This window comes from Bradyrhizobium sp. RP6, from assembly GCF_003837805.1.
In the GTDB taxonomy this organism is placed as follows: Bacteria; Pseudomonadota; Alphaproteobacteria; order Rhizobiales; family Xanthobacteraceae; genus Bradyrhizobium.
Genome location: NZ_RQIT01000003.1, coordinates 357,557 through 373,659 on the forward strand (window position 1 = coordinate 357,557; position 16,103 = coordinate 373,659).

Annotated in this window: 14 protein-coding genes; 6 read left to right on the forward strand and 8 right to left on the reverse strand. The window is 64.8% G+C overall.

The window, feature by feature from the left end; translation table 11 throughout:
* The first annotated feature begins 50 nt into the window (after positions 1–50).
* The 5 genes from EHH60_RS10555 (at position 51) to EHH60_RS10575 (ending at position 6,675) form a co-directional block, all read left to right on the forward strand.
* Complete coding sequence (locus EHH60_RS10555) at positions 51–1,847, forward strand: glucan ABC transporter ATP-binding protein/ permease (RefSeq protein WP_124159394.1); 1,797 nt, start codon at positions 51–53, stop codon at positions 1,845–1,847.
* Positions 1,848–2,037: 190 nt separating this feature from the next.
* Entirely contained in the window at positions 2,038–3,633 is a 1,596-nt protein-coding gene (locus tag EHH60_RS10560; protein ID WP_124159395.1) for a D-alanyl-D-alanine carboxypeptidase family protein, read from the forward strand.
* Between the two features lie 191 nt (positions 3,634–3,824).
* Positions 3,825–5,510, forward strand: a complete 1,686-nt coding sequence (locus EHH60_RS10565; protein WP_124159396.1) for a long-chain fatty acid--CoA ligase — start codon at positions 3,825–3,827, stop codon at positions 5,508–5,510.
* A 16-nt stretch (positions 5,511–5,526) separates the two neighbouring features.
* Positions 5,527–6,081 carry a DUF924 family protein gene (locus EHH60_RS10570; protein WP_124159397.1) on the forward strand — a complete coding sequence of 185 codons (555 nt, stop codon included), beginning with the start codon at positions 5,527–5,529 and terminating at the stop codon, positions 6,079–6,081.
* Between the two features lie 108 nt (positions 6,082–6,189).
* The gene (locus EHH60_RS10575; protein WP_124159398.1) at positions 6,190–6,675 is read left to right on the forward strand and encodes a peroxiredoxin; all 486 of its coding nucleotides are present in this window, start codon (positions 6,190–6,192) and stop codon (positions 6,673–6,675) included.
* Positions 6,676–6,770: 95 nt separating this feature from the next.
* Here EHH60_RS10575 and rnhA read toward each other — a convergent pair whose 3' ends face one another.
* The 3 genes from rnhA to ispH are packed head-to-tail and all read right to left on the reverse strand — an operon-like array spanning position 6,771 to position 9,190.
* A complete protein-coding gene (gene rnhA / locus EHH60_RS10580) occupies positions 6,771–7,235 on the reverse strand; it encodes a ribonuclease HI (RefSeq protein ID WP_124159399.1) in 465 nt (154 codons plus the stop codon).
* Positions 7,232–8,215 (reverse strand): homoserine kinase, encoded by a 984-nt coding sequence (locus EHH60_RS10585; protein ID WP_124159400.1) that lies wholly within the window; start codon positions 8,213–8,215, stop codon positions 7,232–7,234. Before EHH60_RS10585 ends, rnhA begins: the two co-directional genes overlap by 4 nt.
* Before the next feature lie 6 nt (positions 8,216–8,221).
* Positions 8,222–9,190 carry a 4-hydroxy-3-methylbut-2-enyl diphosphate reductase gene (gene ispH, locus EHH60_RS10590; protein WP_124159401.1) on the reverse strand — a complete coding sequence of 323 codons (969 nt, stop codon included), beginning with the start codon at positions 9,188–9,190 and terminating at the stop codon, positions 8,222–8,224.
* Between the two features lie 266 nt (positions 9,191–9,456).
* Here ispH and EHH60_RS10595 point away from each other — a divergent pair, with 266 nt between their 5' ends.
* Entirely contained in the window at positions 9,457–10,152 is a 696-nt protein-coding gene (locus tag EHH60_RS10595) for a DUF1013 domain-containing protein (protein ID WP_199751396.1), read from the forward strand.
* A gap of 79 nt (positions 10,153–10,231) precedes the next feature.
* Here the strand turns inward: EHH60_RS10595 and EHH60_RS10600 are convergent, their stop codons facing one another.
* The 5 genes from EHH60_RS10600 to EHH60_RS10620 all read right to left on the reverse strand — a co-directional run bounded on the left by EHH60_RS10600 (position 10,232) and on the right by EHH60_RS10620 (position 16,055).
* A complete protein-coding gene (locus EHH60_RS10600; RefSeq protein WP_124159403.1) occupies positions 10,232–10,960 on the reverse strand; it encodes an OmpW/AlkL family protein in 729 nt (242 codons plus the stop codon).
* Between the two features lie 180 nt (positions 10,961–11,140).
* Positions 11,141–11,407 (reverse strand): hypothetical protein, encoded by a 267-nt coding sequence (locus EHH60_RS10605; protein ID WP_124159404.1) that lies wholly within the window; start codon positions 11,405–11,407, stop codon positions 11,141–11,143.
* Between the two features lie 183 nt (positions 11,408–11,590).
* On the reverse strand, positions 11,591–13,513 hold the full coding sequence (locus tag EHH60_RS10610) for a propionyl-CoA synthetase (RefSeq protein WP_124159405.1): 1,923 nt from the start codon (positions 13,511–13,513) through the stop codon (positions 11,591–11,593).
* 268 nt (positions 13,514–13,781) lie between these two features.
* Positions 13,782–15,167 carry a tetratricopeptide repeat protein gene (locus tag EHH60_RS10615; RefSeq protein WP_124159406.1) on the reverse strand — a complete coding sequence of 462 codons (1,386 nt, stop codon included), beginning with the start codon at positions 15,165–15,167 and terminating at the stop codon, positions 13,782–13,784.
* Positions 15,168–15,296: 129 nt separating this feature from the next.
* A complete protein-coding gene (locus EHH60_RS10620) occupies positions 15,297–16,055 on the reverse strand; it encodes a tetratricopeptide repeat protein (protein WP_199751397.1) in 759 nt (252 codons plus the stop codon).
* Positions 16,056–16,103: the final 48 nt, after the last annotated feature.

Below are 16,103 nucleotides of genomic sequence, written 5' to 3' on the forward strand. Positions count from 1 at the left end.
ATCCCTGCTTAAAATACGGGCTCCGTTATCCACTCGAGTTCGTCGCCCGCATGTCCATCCTCCGTCTCTACACCCGCGTTCTCGAGCTGCTCGGCAAGGAAGCGCGGCTGGGCTGGCTGCTCGCGGTCGCCAATCTCCTGCTCGCGGCCTCGCAATTCGCCGAGCCTGTGCTGTTCGGCCGTATCGTCGACGTGCTCTCGGGCAAGTCGGTGGCCGGGTCGAACTCGGCCTGGCCATTCCTGGCCGCCTGGGTCGCGTTCGGGCTCTTCACCATCGCGTGCAGCGCGCTCGTGGCCTTGCAGGCCGACCGGCTTTCGCACCGCCAGCGTCAGACGGTGCTGACGAGCTATTTCGAGCACATCTTGCAACTGCCGTTGACCTTCCATTCCGGCACCCATTCCGGCCGGCTGATGAAGGTGATGCTCAACGGTACGGACGCACTGTGGCGGCTGTGGCTCGGCTTCTTCCGCGAGCATTTTGCCGCGATCCTCTCGGTCGTGGTGCTGCTGCCGCTCTCGCTCTACCTGAACTGGCGGCTCGCAATCCTGCTGTTCGTGCTCTGCATCGTCTTCACCGCGCTGACCACCTTCGTGGTGCGCAAGACCTTCGGCATGCAGATGGAGGTCGAGGAGCACTACAGCGAGCTCTCCGCGCGCGCTTCCGACGCACTCGGCAATGTCGCGCTAGTGCAGAGCTTCGTGCGCGTCGAATCCGAGGTCAAGGGGCTGCGCTCCGTCGCCGACGAGCTGCTGGCCGCGCAAATGCCGGTGCTGTCCTGGTGGGCGCTGGTCACGGTGATCACACGCGCCTCCACAACCATCACGGTGCTCGCGATCTTCACCTTCGGCATCGCCCTGCATGACCAGGGGCTCACCTCGGTCGGCGACATCGTGATGTTCGTGAGCTTCGCGACGATGTTGATCCAGAAGCTCGAGCAGGTCGTGAGCTTCATCAACAACGTATTCATGGAAGCCCCGCGCCTGCGCGAGTTCTTCAACGTGCTCGACGCCGTGCCCGCGGTGCACGACCGGCCCGATGCAATCGACGCCGGCCGGCTGTCGGGCCTCGTCGAGTTCAACGACGTCACGTTCTCCTATGATGGCAAGCGGCCGGCGATCGAGGACCTCACCTTCACCGCGCTGCCCGGCCAGACCATTGCGCTGGTCGGCCCGACCGGCGCCGGCAAGTCGACGGCGATTGCGCTGTTGCATCGCGCCTTCGATCCGCAATCCGGCGTCATCAAGATCGACGGCATGGACGTGCGCGGCGTCACGCTGACCTCGCTGCGGCGAAACATCGGCGTGGTGTTCCAGGAAGCGCTGCTGTTCAACCGCTCGATCGCCGATAATTTGCGCGTCGGCAAGCCGGACGCGACCGAGGCCGAGATGCGCAAGGCCGCGGAGCGCGCGCAGGCGCTCGAGTTCATCGAGCGCAGCGGCGGCTTCGAGACCAATGCCGGCGAACGCGGCCGCATGCTATCCGGTGGCGAGCGCCAGCGCCTGTCCATCGCTCGTGCGCTGCTGAAGGACCCGCCGATCCTGATCCTGGACGAAGCCACCAGCGCGCTCGACGCCGTCACCGAGGCCAAGGTGAATGCCGCTCTCGACGAAGTGATGAAGGGCCGCACCACCTTCGTGATCGCCCACCGCCTGTCGACCATCCGCAATGCCACGCTGATCCTGGTATTCGAGAATGGGCGCGTGATCGAAAGCGGAACTTTCGATGAACTCGTGGCCAAAGGCGGCCATTTCGCCGAGCTTGCCAGGGCCCAGTTCATGGTTCAGGAGAACGCACGGGCCAGCGTGACGGCGGCCGAGACTGCCGCGACGGCTGTCAAATCCCCATAACAAGTCCCCACGGCACCGTCGAAATTCGGCCTACTTCATTGCGGAATACCGCGCCGATCCCCCTATTCTCGACGCACGAGCCGGTATAGGTTTGCGATGCCGCAAGCGGCGGCGCTGGATCTCAAAACCGAACATCAGATCACGAGAGCCGTCCGGAACCGGCGGGTCTCCAAGGACCGGAAATCGGATAGTGCACGCCCTTCGCCCGCTGCTTCGCAAATCGCTGTTCAACCTGCTCGCCGTGGTCCTCGCATGCGCCGCATTGCTCGCGCCGCGCGCGGCGAGCGCCGAAGCGCTGCTGCTGATCGAGGCCGACAGCGGCAAGGTGCTGCAGGCCGACAACGCGACCATTCCCTGGTATCCGGCCTCCGTCACCAAGATCATGACCGCCTATGTCACGCTGAATGCGGTCAAGGACGGCAGGCTGACGCTCGACACGCTGCTCACGGTGTCGCCGACGGCGGCCTCCCAGTCGCCCTCGAAGATGGGCTTCCGTCCGGGAACGCAGCTCACGGTCGACAACGCGCTGAAGATGATGATGGTCAAGTCGGCGAACGACATGGCCGTGGTGCTCGCCGAAGGCGTCGGCGGCTCGATCGACGGCTTCTCCGCGATGATGAACGACACCGCGAAGAAGCTCGGCATGACGCAGACGAGCTACGTCAATCCGAACGGCCTGCCCGCCGACGGCCAGATCACGTCCGCGCGCGATCTCGGAATCCTGGCGCGCGCGTTCCTGCGCGACCTGCCGGAATACGAGTACTTCGTGCACATTCCGGCGATCCGCTTCGGCAAGCGCGTCACCGGCAATTTCAACAAGCTGATCGGCCGCTATCCCGGCGCCGACGGTTTCAAGACCGGCTTCATCTGCGCCTCCGGCTACAACCTCGTCGCCTCGGCCACGCGCAACGGCCGCCGGCTGATCGCGGTGGTGCTCGGCGCCAGTTCCGGCACCGCGCGCGCGGTGAAGGCGGCGCAGTTGCTCGAGCGCGGCTTCGCTCAAGACAATCTCACCTGGCTCCGCCCCTCGCTCGGCACCGTCGACAATCTCGTGCCTGTCGAGGCCTCGCCGCCGAACCTGCGCGACGAGATGTGCGGGCCTCACCGCAAGCGGCCGGCCAGTGACGACGACGATGCGCTGATTGCGGCCAATGGCGGCGCGACCGGATCGGCCTCGGCCACCGGTGGAGAAGCCCAGGTCACCTTCTTCACGGCGGGCCTGCAGCCGCCCCTGATGATGAAGGCTTCCGAGCTGATGGCCTCGGCCCCCGCGGCGGCCGAACCCGTGCTGGTCTATACCGGCCCGACCCGCACCGGCACCGCCCTGATCGCGGCGGTCGCGGCCGATGCCGACCAGCAGGCCGCGTCCAAGCCGCATGGCAAGAAGTCGCGCGTCGCCAGGAAGCCTGACGCCGCCGACAAGCCCAAGGATGGAAACAAGGACGGGCACAAGGACGCAGGCAAGGACACCAAGACGGCAGCGGTGAAGCCGGACGCCAAGTCCGAATCCAAGTCCGAATCCAAGTCCGAGACCAAGTCTGCAGCCAAGCCTGGAGCCAAGTCTGAAACCAAGCCTGAAGCCAAGTCCGGTGCCAAGGGTCAAACCAAGGGTGACGCAAAGACCGCAGCCAAGCCGGCCGGGACCAAGCATCCCACGACCAGGCACGATGCGGCGGCGAAGCCCGCCGAGAAACCTGCGGCAGGCGGCGATCAGGCGGCCAAGCCCGCCAAGCCCAAGGCCGCGACCAAGCCCGCCGCGGCCGCCAAGCCGGCGAACAACAGTTAACGTCCCTCGGAATTAAACCGCAGCCCGCGCTTCGCACCCGCGGCAGCGCGGTTTGCGACGATTCCAGTAGCTACGCCCCGACCTTTGCCCTAAGCCACGACCGCTTGCCACTAGTTCCGGCAGGCTGGATACTGGCGGCAATGCGGCAAGCCCGAGACACAACGGGCTCTGGTCAATGAGGGGAGTTTTCCATGGAGCGCATCTGGCTCAAGCAATATCCGCCCGGCGTACCCGCCGATATCGAGCCGACACAATACGCATCTCTGGTCGACCTTATGGAGGAGAGCTTCACCAAGTTCGCCGACCGCAAGGCGTTCATCTGCATGGACAAGTCGATCAGCTATCGCGACCTCGACCAGATGTCGGTCGCGCTCGCCGCTTACTTGCAGGGCCGCGGGCTCCAGCGCGGCGCCCGTGTTGCAATCATGATGCCGAACGTACTGCAGTACCCCGTCGCGACCGCCGCCGTGCTGCGCGCCGGATACGCGGTCGTGAACGTCAACCCGCTTTACACCCCGCGCGAGCTCGAGCACCAGCTCAAGGATTCCGGCGCCGAAGCCATCATCGTGCTGGAGAACTTTGCCCACACGGTCGAGCAGGTGATCGCGAAGACGCAGGTGAAGCACGTCATCGTCGCCAGCATGGGCGACCTGCTCGGCTTCAAGGGGATCATCGTCAATCTGGTCGTCCGCCGGGTCAAGAAGATGGTGCCGGCGTGGTCGCTGCCGGGGGCGGTGGCCTTCAACGACGCGCTCTCGGCCGGCCGCGGCATGACGTTCAACAGGCCGAAACTCTCGCCGGGCGACGTCGCATTCCTGCAATATACCGGCGGCACCACCGGCGTCTCCAAGGGCGCCACGCTGCTCCATCGCAACATCGTCGCCAACGTCCTGCAGAACGACGCCTGGCTCCAGCCGGCGCTCACCGCGCCGCCACACGTCGACCAGCTCATGATCGTGTGTGCACTGCCGCTCTATCACATCTTCGCCCTGACGGCCTGCTACCTGCTCGCGGTGCGCGCCGGCGGCTGCAATCTCCTGATCCCCAACCCGCGCGACATTCCCGGCTTCGTCAAGGAGCTGGCGAAATACCAGGTCAACAGCTTCCCGGCCGTGAACACGCTGTACAACGGGTTGATGCACCATCCCGACTTCAAGAAGCTCGACTTCTCCAAGCTGAAGATCTCCAACGGCGGCGGCATGGCGGTGCAGCGACCCGTTGCCGACCAGTGGAGGGCGATCACCGGCTGCTTCATCGCCGAAGGCTACGGCCTGTCGGAGACCTCGCCGACGCTGACCTGCAATCCGGCGACCGCGACCGAGTTCTCCGGCTCGATCGGCATCCCCGTGCCATCGACTTACATCTCGATCCGCGACGACGACGGCAACGAGGTCCCGCTCGGGCAACCCGGCGAGATCTGCGCCAAGGGCCCACAGGTGATGTCGGGCTACTGGAACAGGCCGGAAGACACCGCGAAGGTGATGACCGCGGACGGTTATTTCCGCACCGGCGACATCGGCATCATGGACGAGAAGGGGTACACCAAGATCGTCGACCGCAAGAAGGACATGATCCTGGTCTCCGGCTTCAACGTCTATCCCAACGAGGTCGAGGAAGTGATCGCGAGCCATCCGGGCGTGCTCGAATGCGCCGTGATCGGCATGCCCGATTCCAAATCGGGCGAGGCGGTGAAGGCCTTCGTGGTGAGGAAGGACCCGAACCTCACCGCCGAGGCGGTGATCGCGTTCTGTCACGAGCAGCTCACCGGCTACAAGGTGCCCAAGCACATCGAATTCCGCACCGACCTGCCGAAGACCAATGTCGGCAAGATCTTGCGCCGGCAGCTCCGCGACGAGCAAAAGGCCGAGGCGGCGTAAGCCGCGCCTCCCGTTCATGACTGACGTCGGCGACATCTCGCCGTCAGGCATTCTCGCCTTCTGGCGCGAGGCTGGCCGCGACCGTTGGTACGAGCGCGATGAGGGTTTCGACGCGGAGATCAGGCGCCGCTTTCTCGCGCTCTGGCACAAAGCAGCTGCCGGGGAGCTGGCGGACTGGGAGACCAGCGACGAGGGCGCGCTGGCGCTCGTCATTCTGCTTGATCAGTTTCCGCGCAACATGTTCCGCGGAACGCCGCAAGCCTTTGCCAGCGATCCGCTGGCGCGCGACGTTGCCCGCCGCGCCATCCAGCGAGGGGTCGATCGCAGGATCGATCCCGCCCTGCTCGAATTCCTCTACATGCCTTTCATGCATTCCGAGCACCTGGCGGACCAGGAGCGCTGCGTCGCGCTGTTCGAGGGCGCCGGCGACGCCGAGAGCCTGAGTTACGCCCGGGAGCACGCAGACATCATCCGCCGCTTCGGCCGCTTTCCTCACCGCAACCGCATCCTCGGCCGCGAGACCTCGCCGGAAGAACAGGCGTTCCTGGACGGTGGCGGCTTTGCCGGCTGATGACGTAGCCGTGAAGGCGGGCCGGCCTTGCTGCTTCCCCGGCCGGCAATATTGTGCAGTCCCGCCGCCCGGTCTAAAACGCGGGACCGATTTCCAGGGAGACTGATGATGGCGATCCAGATTGGCGACAAGCTACCCGAGGCAAAATTCCGCGTGATGACGGCGGAAGGCCCGCAGGTGAAGACCACCGACGACATCTTCAAGGGCAAGAAGGTTGCCCTGTTCGCGGTGCCCGGCGCCTACACCGGCACCTGCCACAAGATGCATCTGCCGAGCATCTTCCTCAACGCCTATGCCATCAAGGACAAGGGCGTCGACACGATCGCCATCGTCTCCGTCAACGACGCCTTCGTCATGAACGCCTGGAAGCGCGACACCGACCAGCGCGACGAGGCCGTCTTCCTCGCCGACGGCAATGCCGATTTCACCAAGGCGATCGGCATGGAACTGGACGCCTCCGCCAACGGCCTCGGCATCCGCTCCAAGCGCTATTCGATGCTGGTCGAGGACGGCGTGGTCAAGAAGCTCAACCTCGAGGCAATGCCCGGCAAGGTCGAGGTCTCCGGCGGCGATACGCTGCTCGGGCAGCTCTAGTTGAAGTCATTCCGGGGCGGTGCGCAGCACCGAACCCGGAATCTCGAACTTCCGGGTTCGCTCGCTAACGCGAGCGCCCCGGAATCACATCCCAGCTACTCCCTCACCCGCTGCTGCAACCGGGCCATGGCGATGCCGTCGCGCGCGAGCTGATCGGCGCGCTCGTTCTCGGGATGGCCGGCGTGGCCCTTGACCCAATGCCAGCGGACCTCGTGCTGCTTCAGCGCAGCATCCAGGCGCTGCCATAGCTCCACATTCTTCACCGGCTTCTTGTCGGCGGTGCGCCAGCCATTGCGCTTCCAGCCGAAGATCCAGCCGGTGATGCCCTGCCGGACATACTGGCTGTCGGTATAGAGATCGACCGTGCACGGCTTCTTCAGCGCCTCGAGCGCCGAGATCGCCGCCATCAGCTCCATCTGGTTGTTGGTGGTGTGGCGCTCGCCGCCGCTCAGCTCCTTTTCCTTGTCGCCGAACCTCAGGATCGCACCCCAGCCGCCCGGCCCGGGATTTCCCGAGCAGGCGCCGTCGGTATAGATCGTGACATTGGGAAGCTCGCTCACGCCACCAGCCCCGACGGCGTCAGCCCATAATCTCGCACGCTCGTCACGCTCTGGTGGAAGCGCAGCTTGCGGGCATATTCCAGCGGATCCTTCGGCTTGACCAGCGCGCCAGGCGGCACGTTGAGCCAGTCGACCAGCCGCGTCAGCAGGAAGCGGATCGCGGCGCCGCGCGCCAGCAGCGGCAGCGCCGCCTCTTCCGTCTCGGAGAGCTTTCTCACGCGGCCATAGGCGTTGAGGAAAGCCCGCGCCTTGGTGACGTTGAAGGAATGATCCGGCTCGAAGCACCAGGCGTTGAGGCAGATCGCGACGTCATAGGCCAGCATGTCGTTGCAGGCGAAGGTAAAGTCGATGATCCCCGAGAGCTTGTCGCCGAGGAAGAAGACGTTGTCGTTGAAGAGGTCGGCGTGGATCACACCTTCCGGCAGGTTGGTCGGCCAGATCCCGCTGGAGAGAAAATCGAGCTCGGCGGCGAGAAACGCACGCAGACCGGGCTGCACCTCGTCGGCACGGTTCGCCGCCGCGTCGAACAGCGGACGCCAGCCCGCGACCGACAGCGCATTGGCGCGCTTGATCGCGAAATTGGCGCCGGCCAGATGCATCCGGGCCAGCCCCTCGCCGACCCCGGCGCAATGGGTCGCGTTCGGCTTGCGCGGCCAGACGCCTTCGAGAAAGGTGATGATCGCCGCGGGCCGGCCAGCCAGCTCGCGCAGCGCCTCGCCGTCGCATCCCTTCACAGGCAGCGGACAATTGACGCCGTGCTCGGCCAGATGCGTCATCAGCGCGAGAAAGAACGGCAGATCGTTCCTCGCCACGCGCTTCTCGTAGAGCGTGAGAATGAACGAGCCCTTGCTCGTATGCAGCAGGAAGTTGGAATTCTCGACACCTTCGGCGATGCCCTTGTAGGAGAGCAATTCGCCGAGATCGTATTGTTTCAGGAAATCCGCAAGCTCGTCGGCGGCGACGTCGGTGTAGACCGCCATAAACGTCTACTCGGCGGCAGCTTCGGGGCGCACCGATCGCGGCAGCGGGAAGAACTCGTTCTCCTCGGCGGCCGAGACCGTCTCCACATGCAGCGTGAAGCGCTCGGCGAACGCGTCCATGATCTCCTCGACGATCACCTCCGGCGCCGAGGCCCCCGCGGTGATGCCGAGGCTGGTGATGTTCTCGAACCGCTTCCAATCGAGATCGGCGGCGCGCTGCGCCAGCACGGCGATCGGGCATCCCTCGCGCTCGGCAACCTCGCGCAGGCGCTGCGAGTTCGACGAGTTCGGCGCACCAACCACGATCAAGGCGTCCACCACCGGCGCCACCTTCTTCACCGCGAGCTGGCGGTTGGTGGTGGCGTAGCAGATGTCCTCCTTGTGCGGGCCGTTGATGTTCGGGAAGCGCTCCTTGAGCAGCGCCACGATCTCCGCGGTGTCGTCGATCGACAGCGTGGTCTGGGTCACGAAGGCAAGGTTGTCCGGGTCCTTCGGTGTAATCGTCTTGGCGTCCTCGGCGGTCTCGATCAAGGTCACGGCGCCGGGCGGAAGCTGGCCGAGCGTGCCGACCACCTCGGGATGGTGGGAGTGGCCGATCAGGAAGATCTCGCGGCCACGCTTGAAGTGGATCGCCGCCTCGCGGTGCACCTTGGTCACCAGCGGACAGGTCGCATCCAGCGAGAACAGATTGCGGGACTGGGCGTCGGCCGGAACCGATTTCGGAACGCCGTGGGCCGAGAACACCACCGGGGCCGTGGTATTTTCCGGGATCTCAGCGAGTTCCTCGACGAAGATGGCGCCCTTCTTCTTCAACCCGTCGACGACGTATTTGTTGTGCACAATCTCGTGGCGAACATAGACCGGGGCGCCGTACTTATCGAGCGCCCGTTCCACGGTATCGATCGCCCGGACCACGCCGGCACAAAAGCCGCGGGGAGAACAAAGCACGATCTTGAGGTCTGGTTTGGCTGACATTGAGCGATCTCGGGACCGAATCGCCCGTTTCGCCTTCTGGCGGGGGCGGTCGATGGATGGAAATAGGGGCTTAAAACTGTCGGCTTGAACCCTACAGCGGTTCAAAGGGAATTGGGCCCCCTTTCGGGCGGTGTCAAGGCACTATCTATAGCAGAACCATTGCGTGGCTAGCCCCTCCCGGCTTATATAGCGCGAATTCCCTGTCATCGCTGATGACCACCGGTTTCGCCTCCAGAGGGGTGGGCGAAGCACAAAGGAGATTTGCCATGAGCAACGCACCTCTGATGCCCAAGGCGACCGCCGTCTGGCTGCTCGACAACACCGCGCTGACCTTCGACCAGGTCGCCGATTTCACCAAGATGCACCCCCTTGAGGTCCGCGCGATCGCCGACGGCGACGCCGCCCAGGGCATCAAGGGCATGGATCCCCTCTCCAACGGCCAGCTGACCCGCGAGGAGATCGAGAAGGGTGAGAAGAACCCGGATTACCGGCTCCGCCTCCAGGAGAGCAAGGTCGTGCTGCCGCCGCAGCCCAAGCGCAAGGGACCGCGTTACACCCCTGTCTCGCGCCGCCACGAACGTCCGAGCGCGATCCTCTGGCTGCTGCGCAACCATCCGGAACTCAAGGACGCCCAGATCATGCGCCTGGTCGGCACCACCAAGAGCACGATCGCGAGCGTGCGCGACCGTACCCACTGGAACACGTCGTCGCTGACGCCGATCGACCCCGTCACCCTCGGCCTGTGCTCGCAGATCGAGCTCGACTTCGAGGTGCAGCGCGCGGCCAAGGAAAAGCCGATCGACGCAACCTATGGCGGCGCGACCCTGCTGCCGGCCTCCGAGACCACCCGCAAGGACGAGTACGAGCCCGCGGAGAAGTCCAGCGACGATCTCAATGTCGACGCCGTGTTCGCCAAGTTGAAGACGCTCGGCGGCAAGAAGCAGGACGACGAGGAGGAATAGTTTCTCTCTCGTTCATTCACTTCAAACGCAAAGCGCGGCAGGGGAAACCCTGCCGCGCTTTTGTTTGGTGTACCGCGCCTCAGAACTTGTACGTCACGCCCGCGCCGACCAGCCAGGGATCGATATGCGCGGTGCCGGTGACCGGGATCGCGCCGTTGACCGTGGCCGAGTAGTCCGGCTGGAGCCACAGCTTCTTCACGTCCACGTTGAGGCCCCAATGCTTGTCGAACATATAGTCGAAGCCGAATTGCACGGCGCCGCCCCAGGCGTTGCTGACATGTAGGTTGGTGACGGTGAGGCCGCCGAACGCGGTGTTCGACGCCGAACTGTTGAAGAACACCGTATAGTTCACGCCGGCGCCGATATAGGGCTTGAAGGCGCCGAAATTGGTGAAGTGGTATTGCAGCGTGAGCGTCGGCGGCAGCAGCGTGGTCTTGCCGATATCGAGCCCCTGAAGCGTGCCCGTTCCGGTGATGTGGTGCCTTGTCACGCCGAGGATCAGCTCAGCCGCGATGTTCGGGGTGAAGAAATAGGAGATGTCGAGCTCGGGGACGACCTGGTTGCTGATATCGAGGCCCGAGTTCGGCGACGACAGAGCAGGGACACCCGCGACATTCACCGTGCTGTCACCGCCGTCCGGCAAGACGCCGAGAACACGCAGACGGATCATCCAGGGATTCCAGGCCTCCACCGGCGGCGGCGCCTTCTTGTAAACCGGCAGATCGGCGGCCTGCGCCGTGGCAAAGGTCCCCACGAGCATCGCACCGAGCGTCGCGAGCCGCGCCAGGTTTCTTATTGTTCCGTCCATATCAATCCCCTTCAGCCATATCTGCGCATCGTTGCGCGACATCAGCGTCAGAGCAGAAAGGGGATGGTGAAGGATTTGATGCCGATCAAATCAGGACCAACGCGACACGATTTGGCTGCTGCGTTGCAGAAGTGTCACGACGGATGCGCGTCAATGACACCGGATGATACCGTCACCGATTTACGGCCGCTCGGGATTATTCAGCATGTACTCGCCGAGATCGCGCTGGCGGCGGTCGGCGCGGGCAATGGCGGCATTGCGCTGGACATCGCGGTCCTTGCGGCAGGCCACGTATTCCGGCGAGCCCTGCGCATGGCCCCGGCTCTGGCAGACCGCGTCATCATCATCGCCGCCCATCGCCACCGGCGTCTGGTAGCGCGCGGAGCAAGCGGAGAGAGCAATGGCGAGCAGAGAGATTGCTCCATACTGCGCGAGTTTGGCTGACATTTGGTCGTCCTGTCTCATTCGTCGTTGCCGGGCTTGACCCGGCAATCCATCGAAATCAAGGCAAGTGCTTGCTCATAGATGGATGCCCGGGTCCCGGCGCCGCCAAGGCTATGCCGGGCATTTGGTTTAGGGCCGGCGAAGCTATGCGAAGACGGCAAGCCCGGGCACGACGGATGGGCAAACTCACACCCTTCCCTTCAGCGCCTCCCCGATCTCCTCCAGCGCCTTGGGATCCTCGATCGTCGCCGGCATGGTCCAGGATTCGCCGTCGGCGATCTTCTTGATGGTACCGCGCAGGATCTTTCCGGAACGCGTCTTGGGCAGCCGGCCGACGGTGATGGCGAGCTTGAAGGCGGCCACCGGGCCGAGCTTGTCGCGCACCAGTGCGATGATCTCCTTCTCGATCTCGGCCGGCGGGCGCTTCACGCCGGCCTTGAGCACCAGGAAGCCGCAGGGCACCTCGCCCTTGATCGCGTCCTTGACGCCGAGCACGGCGCATTCGGCGACATCAGGGTGCGAGGCCAAAATCTCCTCCATGCCGCCGGTGGAGAGCCGATGGCCGGCGACATTGATGATGTCGTCGGTGCGGCCCATGACGAAGACATAGCCGTCCTCGTCCTTGTAGCCGGCATCGGAGGTTTTGTAATAGCCGGGGAATTCGCTGAGGTAAGCCTCCTTGAAGCGCTCGTCCTGATTCCACAGCGTCGGCAGACAGCCCGGCGGCATCGGCAGCTTGATGACGATCGAGCCCATGATGTTGGTGCCGACCGGTTTTGCCGCTTCATCGACGATATCGACCTGGTAGCCCGGCATCGGCACCGTCGGCGAGCCGTGCTTCACGGGCAGCATGCCGAGGCCGACCGGATTGCCGGCGATGCACCAGCCGGTCTCGGTCTGCCACCAATGGTCGATCACCGGCACCTTCAGCTGCTGCTCCGCCCATTCCACCGTCGGCGGATCGGCGCGCTCGCCGGCGAGAAACAGCGTGCGGAATTTGGAGAGGTCGTACTGCCGGATGAATTTCCCTTCCGGATCGTCCTTGCGGATGGCGCGGAATGCGGTCGGAGCGGTGAAGAAGGCCACCGCCTTGTGCTCGGAGATCACGCGCCAGAACGCGCCGGCATCGGGCGTGCCGACCGGCTTGCCCTCGTACATGATCGAGGTCGCGCCATGAAACAGCGGGCCGTAGACGATGTAGCTGTGGCCGACCACCCAGCCGATGTCGGAGCCGCACCACCAGACCTCGCCCGGCTTGACGCCATAGAGGTTGAACATCGACCATTTCACCGCGACGAGATGTCCGCCATTGTCGCGCACGACGCCCTTGGGCACGCCGGTCGTCCCCGAGGTATAGAGGATGTAGAGCGGATCGGTCGCGGCGACAGGCACGCAAGCCGCGCTCTTGCCGTCGTTCAGCGCCTTTCGGCGCAGGCCGGCCCAGTCGTAGTCGCGGCTTGGCGTCATCTCGCAGGTGAGTTGCGGGCGCTGCAGCACGATGCAGGCCTTCGGCTTGCTGCCGGCAAGCCTGATTGCCTCGTCGAGCAGCGGCTTGTAATGGACGATACGGCCGGGCTCGATGCCGCAGCTGGCGGAGAGGATCAGCTTCGGCTGCGCATCGTCGATGCGGGTGGCGAGCTCTTTCGCGGCAAAGCCGCCGAACACCACGGAGTGCACCGCGCCGATGCGCGCGCAGGCGAGCATCGCGACCACCGCTTCCGGCACCATCGGCATATAGAGGATGACGCGGTCGCCCTTGGCGACGCCGAAGTCCTGCATGACGGCGGCGAGCGCCTGGACCTCGTTCAGCAGTTCGGCATAGGTGAGTTTGGTGACCGAATTGGTCAGCGGCGAATCATGGATCAGCGCGACCTGATCGGCACGGCCGCGTTCGACATGGCGGTCGAGCGCGTTGTAGCAGGTGTTGACGACGCCGCCGGCAAACCAGCGGCCGTAGGTTCCTTGCGAGGGATCGAAGATCCTCGTCGGAGGCTCGATCCAGTCGATCTCCTTCGCGGCCTCGGCCCAGAAACCTTCGGGATCGGCCAGCGAGCGCGCGTGGACCTCATGATAACGACTTTTGCCGTCGGCGTTCCCTTGGACGTTCATTCCCGCGCTCCCGTGCCTTTATTCGCCCTGCCCGTGACCCTTGTGGCAGGACAGGCGCCCCGCCATGACCAGGATCAATTGCCGGCCTTGTTGTGGGCTTATTTTCGCGGGAACGGGCCGCGGTTCAAGCTCAAAAGGATGGGCCTTTCGGGGAAGACACAACTACCGCCGCGGGCGGTGCGCGCGTAGCCCCGCTTGCGGGGGGCGGGGCCTCTGGAAGGACGGTGGCGGTTCGACTCGAGGAGTGACGACAAGTTCGGAACGCTTCTCAGCTCTCCATCGCGTTCAGCTTCTGCAGCCGCTGCTGCATGATCTTCTTGAGATCATAGTCGGGCCGGCCGAAACTGGCGTTGCGGGTGGCGAGGAAATCGCGCTGGGTCTTGCGCAAATCGCCGGCCGAGCGCTTGCTCGCCAGCTTCAGCACGCGCGCATAGGCTTCGGCGATCCGGCGGTCGAGCACGCCCAGCTGGGGATCGGCGCAGATCACCTTCTCGACCTCGCGCTTCGCCGTGGCGCAATCGAATGACGGGCCGTTGCCGGAAGCCGCATTCAGCGGACGCAGCGGCTCGGCGCCGAATTTCGCGATCTCGGCGATCATGGCACGACGGCCGCTGGCTGCATTCTCGTTACCGGGATCAAGCTTCAGCGCCGTCTCGTAATCGGCCAGCGCCTTCTTGCGCTCGCCCATCTTCTTGTAGAGCACGGCGCGGTTGTTGTAGGTCTTTGCGAAGTTCGGATCGAGCTCGAGCGCGGCATCATAGTCGCTCAGCGCAGCCCCGAGCTCGCCCTTGAACTGGTAGGAATCGCCGCGGTTGGTCAGGAAGTTGGCGCGCCGCTCACGCCTAATCGCTTCGTCGTAATCGGCGATGGCCTTGTCGTACTCGCCCATCGCCGCATAGGCGAGGCCGCGATTGTCGTAATATTCCGGCACCTTCGGATCGAGCCTGATGGCCTCGGTGTTGTCGGCGACCGATTTGTCGTTCTGGCCGAGCTTCTTCCAGGCCGCGCCGCGGTTGGTGTAGGTGCGAGGCCGGTTGGGGTCGAGCCGCAAGGCCTCGTCGAAATTCTCGATCGCCTTTTCGTTGTCGCCACCGAGATAGTAGGTCACGCCGCGGTCGGACCAGGCCTGCGCATCATTCGGCTTCAGCTTGATCGCCTCGGCGTAATCGGCGAGCGCGCGGTCGAGCCGACGCTGATTGGTGTAGACCACGCCGCGCGACTCGTAAGCCTCCGCATCCTGCGGATCGAGCTCGATCGCCCTGGTCAAATCCGCCGCAGCACGGTTGAGATCACCGCCGGCCTCGCGCAGCAGGTCGCCGCGCAGGCGCCAGGCCTTTGCGTTCCCGCCGTCGAGCGCGATGGCGCGGTCCAGATCGCGCAGCGCCTGCGATTGCCCTCCAGGGGTTCGCGCATTGGCTTCGGCGCGGACGACGAGGGCCGCGCTACGATCGGAGGTCGGATTTGCGGTCTTGTCGATGATGGCGCTGCACGCCGGGATCAACTCGGCCGGGGCAGCCCTGCCGTCCAGCACGCACTCGGTGCTCGCCGCGGCTGGGGCCGCGAGAACAAGACTCATTGCCGCGCCGAGAAAGAAGGCGCGAAGCGAGATTTTGGCAGGCGAAAGCGCTTGCGCGGAAGAATGCGTGCCGCACATGGCATAGGGCTCCGTGACGTGGGGTTCTCACCGTTGTCGCGGCTGGCAGGAGATGGGTTCAAACCGGCCGGGTCAGGGACGCACCACTTTTCATTCCCACGCCCTGCTTGCGGGGAGAGGCGAAGCGCCTCAAGAGCCGCCCACCCCGTTCAGCCGCTGCAGCCGCTCCTGCATCGCCTTTTTGAGATCATAGCCCGGCCGGCCGAAACCGGCATTTCGGCGCGCGATGAACTCATCCTGCTCGCGCTGGAACGCCTTGGCTTCATCCGGAGTGCGCGCCGCGCGGATCACGCGCGCGTTCGCTGCAAAAACCTCCCGGTCGAGATCGGCGAGCTCCCGATTGCCGCAGATCGCCCGTTCCACCGCGCGGCGCGCTCGCGCGCAATTGAAGCTGGGCTTGCCGGCGACCGCCATCTGCGCGCCGATCCGCTCGAGCTCGCGTGCCATCGCCTTGTGATTGGCCCTGGCCTTCGCGTGGTTCGGATCGATCTTGAGTGCCGCGCCGAAATCCTGCACCGCCTTCGGCTTGTCGCCCTTCTTCAGCCAGAGCTCGCCGCGCGCGTTGAAGATATCCGCAAGGCCCGGATCGAGCTCGAGAGCACGGCTGTCATCGGCGATAGCACGGTCGACCTGGTCGTGCCTCGCCAGCAGTGCGCCGCGCGCGATCAGCACCTTGATCAGGTCCTCCTTCGCCGTCTTCTCATCGTCGATCACGGCGGCGCAGGCGGTAGCCGCCTTGTCCACGTCGTCGGCCGCGGTCGCCGCAAGGCACAGCTCGACATCGACCTGTGTCACCGCAACCGACTCGCCTCCGGTCGCAGCATCGGCCGGGGCGGGCGAGAGTGCATAGAGCAGCCCAGCGCCGAACAGGTGAATGAAAGAACGCATGCTCGTTGATGTCGGAGGGTCTTGTCTTGGGGGGTCTTGCCTTGGGGG